8 protein-coding genes are annotated in these 11,785 nt (G+C 43.3%); all 8 read right to left on the minus strand.

What is annotated here, in order from left to right; translation table 11 throughout:
- Positions 1-59: 59 nt before the first annotated feature.
- The 8 genes from clpA to JMW39_RS02255 all read right to left on the minus strand — a co-directional run bounded on the left by clpA (position 60) and on the right by JMW39_RS02255 (position 11,782).
- Entirely contained in the window at positions 60-2,621 is a 2,562-nt protein-coding gene (gene clpA / locus JMW39_RS02220; RefSeq protein WP_201543367.1) for an ATP-dependent Clp protease ATP-binding subunit ClpA, read from the minus strand.
- A 655-nt stretch (positions 2,622-3,276) separates the two neighbouring features.
- On the minus strand, positions 3,277-3,684 hold the full coding sequence (locus JMW39_RS02225) for an ATP-dependent Clp protease adaptor ClpS (RefSeq protein WP_201543369.1): 408 nt from the start codon (positions 3,682-3,684) through the stop codon (positions 3,277-3,279).
- 165 nt (positions 3,685-3,849) lie between these two features.
- Positions 3,850-4,761, minus strand: a complete 912-nt coding sequence (locus JMW39_RS02230) for a hypothetical protein (protein WP_201543371.1) — start codon at positions 4,759-4,761, stop codon at positions 3,850-3,852.
- 103 nt (positions 4,762-4,864) lie between these two features.
- The gene (gene argC / locus JMW39_RS02235; RefSeq protein WP_201543373.1) at positions 4,865-5,932 is read right to left on the minus strand and encodes an N-acetyl-gamma-glutamyl-phosphate reductase; all 1,068 of its coding nucleotides are present in this window, start codon (positions 5,930-5,932) and stop codon (positions 4,865-4,867) included.
- 155 nt (positions 5,933-6,087) lie between these two features.
- On the minus strand, positions 6,088-7,224 hold the full coding sequence (gene hemE, locus JMW39_RS02240) for a uroporphyrinogen decarboxylase (protein ID WP_201543375.1): 1,137 nt from the start codon (positions 7,222-7,224) through the stop codon (positions 6,088-6,090).
- Between the two features lie 277 nt (positions 7,225-7,501).
- Positions 7,502-8,674: a glutamate 5-kinase gene (gene proB, locus JMW39_RS02245; protein WP_201543377.1), complete on the minus strand. Its 1,173-nt coding sequence runs from the start codon at positions 8,672-8,674 to the stop codon at positions 7,502-7,504.
- 139 nt (positions 8,675-8,813) lie between these two features.
- Positions 8,814-10,019: an Obg family GTPase CgtA gene (gene cgtA, locus JMW39_RS02250; RefSeq protein ID WP_201543383.1), complete on the minus strand. Its 1,206-nt coding sequence runs from the start codon at positions 10,017-10,019 to the stop codon at positions 8,814-8,816.
- A gap of 317 nt (positions 10,020-10,336) precedes the next feature.
- Positions 10,337-11,782, minus strand: coding sequence for a glyceraldehyde-3-phosphate dehydrogenase (locus tag JMW39_RS02255; RefSeq protein ID WP_201543384.1), 1,446 nt, complete (start codon positions 11,780-11,782; stop codon positions 10,337-10,339).
- Positions 11,783-11,785: the final 3 nt, after the last annotated feature.

Genomic DNA, 11,785 nt, shown 5'->3' on the forward strand with positions numbered 1-11,785 from the left:
TAGCAATAAAAAAACGGCTACTGTAGTAACCGTTTTTTTATTGCAGTGCGACAAATACACTAACTGGCTAAGGACTCAGAGTCTGGATGAGGCTCATGCGTCTCAACAACCGTTAAAATAATACGGCTGTCCGCTGAGCCCTTGTCTGACCCTTTCTCAAGCTTGACAGAATCGCCGTCTTTACCTTTAGCATCTTCAGGCTCCAAGGTTAGATGAACAACCCCGCCATTGACCAAGTCACCAAATAAAATCATGCCTGCCAATGGCTTCTTAATCTCGTCTTGAATCAGACGCTGCATAGGACGCGCACCCATTAGGCGATCATAGCCTTTATCAGCTAAGTAATCACGTACCTCATCGTCAATCTCTAACGTTACTTGCTTATCATCAAGCTGTACTTGTAGCTCAACCAAGAATTTATCAACCACAGAAACAACGACTGAAGTATCCAATGGGTTAAATTGGATAATAGCATCAAGACGGTTGCGGAACTCAGGCGTAAACACGCGTTTCAGCGACTCAGTATTGTCACGGCTATGGTCTTGTTGCGTAAAGCCCATAGAAGAGCGACTGATACTATCCGCACCTACGTTGGTGGTCATAATCACAATCACTTGCTTAAAGATAGCGACGCGGCCGTTATTATCCGTCAGGGTACCATGATCCATCACTTGCAATAACAAGTTAAAAACATCAGGGTGCGCTTTTTCGATTTCATCAAACAACAACACACAATGCGGATGCTGATTGATTTTTTCGGTAAGCAAACCACCTTGATCAAAACCGACATAACCTGGAGGCGCACCTATCAGACGCGAAGCAGTATGGGCTTCCATATATTCTGACATATCGAAGCGTACTAATTCAACACCTAATAAATTTGCTAGCTGACGTGAGACCTCTGTTTTACCAACACCTGTCGGTCCGGCAAACATAAATGAACCAATCGGTTTATCAGGTGCTTTAAGGCCAGCGCGCGAAAGCTTAATGGCATCGGCAAGCGTTGCAATGGCTTCGTCCTGCCCAAATACCAAATGCTTCAAATCACGGTCTAAATGCTGAAGAATGCTCTTATCATCACTTGAGACTGATTTGGGTGGAATACGCGCCAGCTTGGCAACGATGGCTTCAATATCGGCGACATCGATTTTCATCGGTGCACGCTTAGCTTTAGATTTTTTAGACCCATCAGCTTTCGCTCTATCGTTGGCTTTTGCAACCTTTGCTTCATCTTGCATCTCGTTGAACGTATCTCTATCATTGATGTTGTCATTGTCAGCATCAAGACCCTCTTCATCAGCATCGATTTGAGCATCAAAATCTTGCTCTAAATCAGCAATAAAGCTCTCTTCGGCGTCAATATCGTCCAAATCAGCCACGATACCTAAGCGCTTATAAGCACCAGCTTCATCGATGACATCAATGGCTTTATCCGGTAAAAAACGCTCATGGATATGCTTAGCCGATAATTGAACAGCAGTCACCAAAGCCTCGTCGGTATATTCAACATTATGGAACTCTTCATAACGCGTTTTCAGCCCACGCAAGATATCGATAGTGTCATCGACGCTAGGTTCTTTAACATCAATTTTTTGGAAACGGCGTGATAATGCATGGTCTTTTTCAAACACCTGACGATATTCAGTAAAGGTTGTCGAACCGATACAGCGCAGCTCACCATTGGCAAGGGCTGGTTTGATTAAGTTTGACACATCCATATTGCTACTCATTGACGAGCCTGCGCCAATAATCATATGAATCTCATCAATAAACAAAATCGCATTGGGCTTTTTCTTTAGCGCATCAAGTAGCGACTTCATACGTTTTTCAAAATCACCACGATACTTAGTACCAGCGATTAACGAGCCAATATCTAGGCTATAAATCACGCAGCCGTTAAGTGGTTTTGGTGCTTTATCATTGATAATTAACCATGCCAAACCTTCGGCAATCGATGTTTTACCAACGCCTGGCTCACCAACCAATAACGGGTTGTTTTTACGGCGGCGACATAGCACTTGGGCGGCACGCTCAATCTCAGGGCCACGACCAATCAATGGGTCGGTTTTACCTTCAGCGGCGCGTTGGTTTAAGTTGGTTGCAAATTCGACCAAGGGATCTTTACTGGTTTTTTCTGAGGCACTGCGGCGCTCACCAGTCATCGAAGCACGTGGCTCAGATGGCTCGTCTTTGTCCTGACCATGTGATAAATACTGGGTCAGCTCAAGGCGACTGATGCCTTGTTTTTTAAGCAAATAAACGGCGTAAGTATCATGCTCTGAAAACATCGATACTAAAATATCAGACCCTTCAACCAGACGACCGCCACCAATAGACTGCACATGGAAAATAGCCCGTTGCAGGATGCGATCGAAGCTTTGGGTCGGTTGCGGTGATTGCTCAGTATCTGGATCTACCGTTGGTGTATGCTTATTGATATAAGCTTCTAGCTCACTGCGCAAGGTTGAGACATTGGCATTGCAAGCAGTCAAGGTATTGGCAGCATTGGTATTTTCCAATAATGCCAATAGTAGATGTTCAACAGTGAGATACTCATGCGATTTTTGGCGCGCAAGTGTCATTGCTAAACGCAAAGAAACTTCAAGATGACGACTTAACATAAGGACTTCCTACGGTTGTACCTATCTTATTATTGATAGCTTTATGAATGAGTTAGTGACTAAATCAGGGCGATAGATGGATTGTTCAAGGGCAATGTTAGGATTATTAAGAGACTTTACTGAATGATGTTAAATGAGGACTTCCATGACTTAAGTACTATTTTCAGCTCGCCTTTATATCAACATGATACTTAAAGATAGTCAATCTATTAACACTGATTAAAATGTATCGAAGTGTCCAGCAGGCCTTTTAGGGACATTTATAGAGTCAAAAAATCATACTCAACGAAATCATTCGAGTGTATACTTTTGAGATTGGCTGTTAAATATAATACGAATAAAAATGCTAAAACGACTTGGAAAAACGAGGAATAAATAAAATTAAGTGTACAAGAGTATACTTTAATATATAGGGTTATATCAGAGGAAAATCAAGTCTGGATTTAAAGGATAGGAAAATTTAGAGGATAATAAATAGAAGGATTAATATTACACTTAATGTGAATAAATATATTAGGGCAAACCATTGAGTAACTCGTCAGGATTGCTCTATATTAGAAAGATATTTTGACGAATAAAAAAGCAAAAGCTGGAAACCACAAAAAGTAAAAACCGCGACAAACGAAGAAAACTTTGCTACAAAAGCAGTCTAAAATTACTCGCCCTGATGCGGCTCGATTTGAGTCAATAAAGGATAGCCCTCACGGTGGGCAAGGCTATTAACTTTTTTGGCTTTGGTTTCAGCAATATCTTTTGGATAAATACCCGCAATACCTTTGCTACTATTATGAATCGTCAACATGATCTCAACCGCTGAATCCATACTATGACGAAATTCTGACTGCAGTACATAAACGACAAACTCCATCGGCGTGTAGTTATCGTTATACATCACCACCGCATACATCGGCGGTTTTGCCACTTCTGGCTCTGCCACCAATACATCAGCTTGCGGCGTGGTTTCACTCTCGGTATCGCCGTCTTGAGCAAAATGCAGCGGCAGATTGGGGAAATGCCAATCAGCAACGGTGGGCGTTGATTGTAATATGGTTTGTTTTATCATAATTAGAATACAAATTAATAGGTGGGTTTATAACAGCATAAAGGAGGATTAAAAAATTAGCAGATATGTCGACGTGTTAAGACATTACTAAGCGTCAGCTATTGGACACAGCAACATGAAATAGTAAAAGGTGTAAACAGTCAGGTTCAGTCAAACCTTGTAAGATTAAGGTTCAATCGGGCTTTCATCAACCTCTGGCAAGTCTAATAACGACAGCGGCATATTATCAACCTTGTCGCCAAGCTTCCAATCGTATAACTGCTTTACTTCCTGCCCGCCTGCTTTCAAGCTCAGCTTAACCTGCAAAGGCTTGAAGCCTGACGGCATCATAAAGCGACCGCGAATACGGGTAATACCTTCGATAGTATAATTGGCTGTTTCTAACGGCACTTCTACAAAGTCATCGTCGTTGAGCAATGTTAACGTTGGTTTTAAGCGTTTGGCTTTACCATCGTTAGCAAGCATCGCAACATCAAAGCCATATTCAAAAGCGTTCTCAGGTAAAGGTTGAATCTTCGCGCCAAGTATCTGTAGTGGCATACCGCCTTGTTTACTAAGCAGTTCGGCATATATCTCATTAAGCTGTGCTACTTGTTTATTTTCAACGGTCAGTTCTTGCTGATTTTCACGCAACTCTTTTAGGTTTGCCAGACTTATTTCCAGCTCTTGCTTAGCGGTAGCCGCTTCATTGGTCGCGATTTTACTGCTAAGGCGTAAATCTTTTAGCTCTTGCGTCGCCTCTTTACTGGTAATAACCGCTTGCTTAGCTTCGGTTTGCATCGAATAATAGCCGCGCTGATAGCCAAGCTTATGACCAAATAACAGCCCAACCACCGCCGTTACCAATATCGCTACTACAAATAATGCCAATACTAAAGTAGATGCACCTTGCTGCGAGTGACTGATGCCATTGCTATTGATACCATGGCGACGGATAGCCACATCAATGCTGCGATAACAATTGCGATAATCAGCGTAAGAGAGATGCGAATCACGCCCCACATTATAGGAAATAGAGTCTTGACACGCTAAACGTGCTGGCTGTGGGCAAAGGCGTAGTACATTCTTCAAACGCATTTAGACAATATCTCTTAACAGTAAGGGCAGGTTATTATAGCGGAATTTATAATCAATACCTAGCGCCATAAATATGAAGGATTTGATAATAGATGAACATCTGTTAAGGAACAATAGGAGCAAAGTTTAAGCCCATTGATTCATCGAAACCAAACATCACATTCATATTTTGTACTGCTTGCCCAGCCGCACCTTTTACCAAATTGTCTTGTACGACAATTACCGTCAGCTCAGCACGCGCATTGTCTTGATGGATACCAATACGTAAGCGATTACTAGCACGCACGCTGCGCGTATCTGGATAAAGACCTTTTGGCATCACATCTACAAAGGCTTCTGCAGCGTAGCTTGTCTCAAACATTTTCTGCCAATCAATAGCAGCGCCTGCATCCGTCAGCTCAAGATGAATAGAGCTCAACATTCCGCGTATCATCGGCACAAGATGAGGTAAAAAACGGATACGATGGCTAAATTTACTATCTAATAATTGGGCAACGCCCTGTTCAATCTCTGGTAAATGCCGATGACCTTCAACGCTATAGGCTTTGAAATTGTCTGTGGTTTCAGCATAGTTAAGGGCAAGCTTTGCTTGACGACCCGCACCCGAAACACCAGATTTTGCATCGATAACGATACGTGATTCAACCAACCTTTCTGCTTGCTTATTTTGCGCATCGATAATAGGTTTTAAGCCCAAGATAGCCGTGGTTGGATAACAGCCAGGGTTACCTACCACCAAAGCATCCGCAAGTTTTTCACGATTGACTTCAGGTAAACCATAAACGGCTGTCTTTAATAATTCAGGACAGGCATGCGCTTGCTGATACCAGTGCTCAAATTCCGTTAATGACTGTAAGCGAAAATCCGCCGCCAAATCAATCACCTTTACGCCCACTGCGGTTAACGCTTCTGCTTGCTTCATTGCCACGCCATGTGGGGTCGCAAAGAATACCACATCGCATTTCTGCAAGGTCGCTAGCGTCTCATCACCTAAGTCGCTAAAAATAATATCTGAGATACCGCGTAAGCTTGGGAATATCTCATCAGCTCGGGTGCCAGCTTCGCTACGTGAGGTTAGCAAATCAATAGACACTTCAGGATGGGCAGATAATAAGCGAATCAGCTCAATACCTGTATAGCCTGTGCCGCCGACAATCGCTGCTGAAATCATAAGATAGCCCTTTTTCTTTTATTCAGTTTCTTATTCAATTAATGTTAGATAGCTATAATCTTTACACCTTAAGTATAAACATTATAGCGTCTAGATCTATCGCTTTTAATAAACTCACGCTTCTGAATGTTAGCTACTTTTAAAAATTAGCCATATTAAATCTTATAGTCATGTACCGCATCGATAAAGACTTTAGCATTATCAGGGTTGACCCACTGAGTAATACCATGACCTAAGTTTGCCACATACCCTGTTTTTTCGCCATTGGCATAAGCACTATCTAGCATGGCATTAACTTCAGAACGGATAGTTGCAGGTGAACCGTATAAAGTCGCGGGATCTAAATTACCCTGAATGGCTTTGCTACTTTGTAGCTTTTTATGCTGCTTAGTCAATTGACGCTGACTTTCGGTCAAGACTTGGCGGGCGCGATCAATGGGCATTGTCCAGTCTAAACCCAAGGCATCGGCTTCACTATCCGCTTGAATATCAAGCCATAATCCGCCACCTTTGGTAAACAATACTACTGGTATTTCGGGGTGACGTACCTTTAGCTCAGCGACAATGCGCTTATTATAAGCGTGTGAGAAATCGACGAATTGACGATGGCCAAGCGCCCCGCCCCAGCTATCAAATATCTGTAAGATTTGCGCCCCAGCGACCACTTGTGCATCCAAATAATCAATCACTGACGTTGCTAGCTTGTCTAATAATTGATGTAAAAACTCAGGATTGCTGTATAAAAAACCTTTGGTATAACGATAATCTTTTGAGCTACCGCCTTCAATCATATAAGTCGCTAGCGTCCAAGGACTGCCAGAAAAACCAAATAAAGGCACTTGACCATTGAGCGCGGTACGGATACTTGTCACCGCACGCATCACATAATCAAGCGAGTCATTGACATCGAGTACTGGCAATCTATCTAAATCTGCCTGCGTACGAATAGGATGTTTAAACTTTGGACCTTCACCGGTTTCGAAATATAAGCCAAGCCCCATCGCATCAGGAATGGTTAAAATATCACTGAATAAAATAGCAGCGTCCAAGTCATAACGACGTAGTGGCTGCAAAGTGACTTCCGTAGCACGGGCGGTATCTTTACATAAGCTCATAAAATCACCCGCTTCAGCACGGGTGGCTTTATATTCTGGTAAATAACGACCGGCTTGGCGCATCATCCACACAGGTGTGGTATCTATCGGCTCAAAGCGCAGTGCGCGTAGTAATCTATCATTTTTTAAAGGCGCAAAATTCTGCTCTAGCGCGTTATTATTGTCTGAAGCACTCATGTACAAATCTCCAAAACAGCCCTATCGTTATTCAAATGAACAGTTAAGCAAATGCATAACAAGGCTGGATAAAATAAGTTAAAGAAAAGAATATTAAAATGCTCAGATAGCGACACTCTATTACAGAATCCCAAATTTGCTGAATAACGGGTTATGGATCAACCGTTATAAAGTCGTATTTAGAATTTTTAGAGCGTCATTTGCTGTTAGCCTTTAATTAATAATGTCGTGCTGATATTTTACTTACATACAAAATAAGATAAATTCGCTAAACGATTTACATGGTCAGCGCTAAGTTATCACGGTGTACCATAACTACGCGCTCTTCCTTGTTACCAAGGATTCTATCAAACTGCTCTGTACGCTCACGAGCCACACGGCAAGCATCGCGCGATGAGAAGTTCACTTGACCGACAGCGATACGCTCGCCCGTATCTTGGTGGACAATCTCAACCACGTCGCCTTCATCGAAATCGCCGCGGACTTCTACTACACCGACCGGTAGCAAGCTCTTGTGATGTTCAACCACTGCTTTTGCAGCACCAGCATCGACAAGTAAAGAGCCTGACATACGCAAATGCGCCGCTAGCCACTGTTTACGTGCAATGATTTTATCTTCGTCATTGGTGGTCAGTAACGTACCGACCGCTTCGCCAGAAACCACACGCGTGATAACATCGTCGATAGCACCACTGACGATGACCGTCGGACAACCGCCCATGGCAGCCAAGCGACCGGCACGGATTTTGGTCAGCATACCACCGCGACCAAGTTTGCCACCGTCACCGGCGATATCAAATAAGTAATCAGCCATCGCCCGCTCTTGACGGATCATTTTGGCATTAGGATTATTACGAGGATTATCGGTAAAGACACCCTCTTGATCGGTCAAGATAATGTATAAATCGGCATTTACCATCGCCGCTGCCATCGCGCCTAAGGTGTCATTATCGCCAAATTTAATCTCATCAATGGTAATGGTATCGTTTTCATTAATCACTGGCAGCACGCGCCATTCTAATAATTGCGTCAACGCCCCAGTGGTATTTAAATAGCGACTACGATTAGACAAATCATCATGAGTCAGTAGCAGCTGCGAGCTTTGAATACCATGCTGAATCAATGCTGACCACCAAGTCTCAATTAAGCCCATCTGACCGATAGACGCACAAGCTTGTAGCGCCGCCAATTTCCTCGGACGCTCTTCAAGATTCATACGCACCACGCCTTCAGCAACCGCACCTGAAGATACAAGCAATACTTCAACACCTTGCTTATGCAGCTTGGCAATCTGCTTTGCCCACTCGTAAATGGCAGTTCGATCAAGCCCTCGCCCATTATTGGTTAATAACGATGAGCCAATCTTGACAATAACGCGCTGAATATCAAAGTTGCGAGCTTGCTTAACAAACCTTGCTTCTTCGGTCGTGTTCTCTATGTCAACTGCCATATAAACTCCTGTTGCTAGTGTAAAGTGATTACGGGATTAAATTAAGAAATATGCGAACACCTATTTAAAGAACGTAAATTTAAATTACCTAAAGTCAAAACTCGTGAACTTAAAGCTTGTGAAGTTAAAAGAAGTACGCTTAAGGCACGTACATCACTTCAACACCATCATCATCTAGATCATCGTCGTCGTTTAAGTCAATGCCTTCACGCGCAGCTTTGCGAGCCGCACGATAGGCTTCACGCTGTGCTTCCGTGTTCAGACGTACTTCTGCTTCTAAGCGCTCAAAACGCTCTTTTTGTGCTTCAGCGAAAATAGGATCTTCGATTTCACGCTCACGCTCACGCTCAATCTCATTCATTAAATGGTATTTAACGGCATCGACGCCTTCGCCAGTCAATGTCGCGGTACGGAATACAATACCTGTCCAACCAAGCTCAGCCACAATATGCGTACAAAGCTCATTTAAGTCTTCTTCGGCAACCTGATCGATTTTATTCAAGATTAAAATCTGTGGCAAATTGGCCAATTCAGGTGAAAAACGCTCAAGCTCATTTAAAATAATACGGGCGTTTTCTACTGGGTCACTGCCATCGATTGGTTTTACATCAACCAAGTGTAACAGACGACGCGTACGAGCGACATGCTTTAAAAAGCGGATGCCAAGTCCTGCGCCTTCTGAAGCGCCTTCGATTAAACCTGGAATGTCGGCCATGACAAATGAGCGATGACGACCGATATCTACCACGCCTAAATTTGGTACTAACGTGGTAAATGGATAATCGGCCACTTTTGGTCTAGCAGCAGAGACTTGGCGGATAAAGGTCGATTTACCAGCATTAGGCAAACCAATTAAACCCACATCAGCCACAACTTTTAGCTCAAACTTAAGAACTTTTAATTCACCTTCAAAACCAGACGTCGCTTTACGCGGTGCTTGGTTGGTCGAGCTTTTAAAATGGGTATTACCCAAACCACCATCGCCACCTTTGGCAATCAGTAAAGTCTGACCAAGCTCAATCAAATCACCCAACACTTCGTCAGTTTCGGTATCGACCACAGTCGTACCGATTGGGACTGGCAAATAAATGTCATCAGACCCTTTACCGGCACAGTTCTTACTATGACCGTTTTCACCGCGCATGGCGTCATAACGACGGGTATAACGATAGTCAACTAAGGTGTTGGTATTGTCTTCTGCAATGACATAGACATCTCCGCCCTTACCGCCATCACCACCATCAGGGCCACCGCGAGGGACATACTTTTCTCGGCGAAAACTGGCGATTCCGTTACCACCGTCACCTGCTTTTACCGTTACGACGGCTTCATCAATAAATCGCATCTTACGTTCCTTTATTTACCATCCAGTTTATAAACTGGTTACAGTCAACGACCGTATTTTAGGTAGTAGCTATATATTTGGGTAGTTATGAAAAACTTAATAAGTATAAAAAATTCTTTAAAAAATTACGCCAGTTAGAATGCAATGTCATTCTTAGTTAGCATTTATTATGACAACAACACCCGATAACCATTCGGACTATCGGGTGCTTGAGTACTGCCTTTAACCATTTACACCGATTTATCTAAGATAAAACTTACTTTCGTATCACTATTTCGTCTAAATAGAAACAGCTAAAATAGTAGCTGTGCAATGTTTTACGCGGGGATTTGCGTATAGCTGATGCCAGCCATTTGCGTTGCCAAACGTAATACCTGCGTGCTATAGCCTACTTCGTTATCATACCAAATATAAACGATAGCATGGTTATCAGTCAAAATCGTTGCTTGGGCATCGACGATACCGACGTGCGTATCACCGACGAAATCAGTCGAGACCGCTTCGGTAGAGTCCGTATAAGCAATCTGCGTCTGCCATTGGCTGCTATTAGAAACTTTACGCATGAACTCATTTAACGCATCAGCACTAGCTGGCGCAGTTTTTAGGTTTAAGTTCAAAATCGCTAAGCTGACGTTTGGCGTTGGCACGCGAATAGCATTACCCGTTAATTTGCCGCTAAGCTCTGGTAGTGCTTTACCAACTGCTTTTGCCGCGCCAGTACTGGTAATAACCATGTTCAATACTGCACTACGACCACGGCGATCGGCTTTATGATAGTTATCAATTAAGTTTTGATCGTTAGTGAACGAGTGAATGGTTTCAACGTGACCGTTTTCGATACCATATTCGTCATTTAATACTTTTAGTGTTGGGGTAATTGCGTTGGTTGTACAGCTCGCCGCACTGACGATAGTGTCATCGCCAACGGTATCGTTATTTACGCCATAGACAACGTTCTTAATATCGCCGCCAGCAGGTGCGGTTAGTAATACTTTTTTCACGCCAGTAGACTGCAGATGCTTACCAAGACCGGCTTCATCTTTCCAAATGCCCGTGTTATCAATGACCAATGCATCGTTAATACCATAAGCAGTATAATCAATCTCGCTTGGGTCTTTGGCATAAATCACTTGCACAAAGCGCCCATTGATAATCAAGCCGTTATTTTCGTTATCGACAACCACGCCACCAGCGAAGCTACCATGAATCGAATCACGTTCAAGCAATGAGGCACGCTTAGCCAAATCACCCGCTGCTGCAGGACGTACAACAATCGCTTTTAACTGCATACCCTTGGCACTTGACGCTTGTGACAACAATAGACGCGTCAAGATACGACCGATACGACCGAAACCATATAGCACGACATCAGTTGCGCCATTGCTAGCGCCTTTATCAGTACCAATAGACTTTAAAGCCGCTTGTAAATCATTGTCATTCGCCATCAGCTGACCGACATCGATACGCGCCGCTTGGATATCTTTATTCTCGGCTAACACCTTAACCATCGCTAACGTGTCAGCGATATCAATAGCTTTAGCACCTTGCTCACGTAACGCCACTTTTTGATGCAATGCCAATATTTGACCTACAGAAGTCGTATCTAGCGTGTCGCCAAATAGAGTCACTTGCACATCTTGCTCGTTATAAAGCTTATTCAATAGCCCCATCAGCTCAATGGCTTGTTGCTCTTGTTGGTTATAATTGCTCAAGTGGTCTTGATGTAATTGGCGTAAGGTATCAGCGTTGCTCACGAGAAACATCCT

This window comes from Psychrobacter immobilis (assembly GCF_904846175.1).
Lineage (GTDB): Bacteria > Pseudomonadota > Gammaproteobacteria > Pseudomonadales > Moraxellaceae > Psychrobacter > Psychrobacter immobilis_E.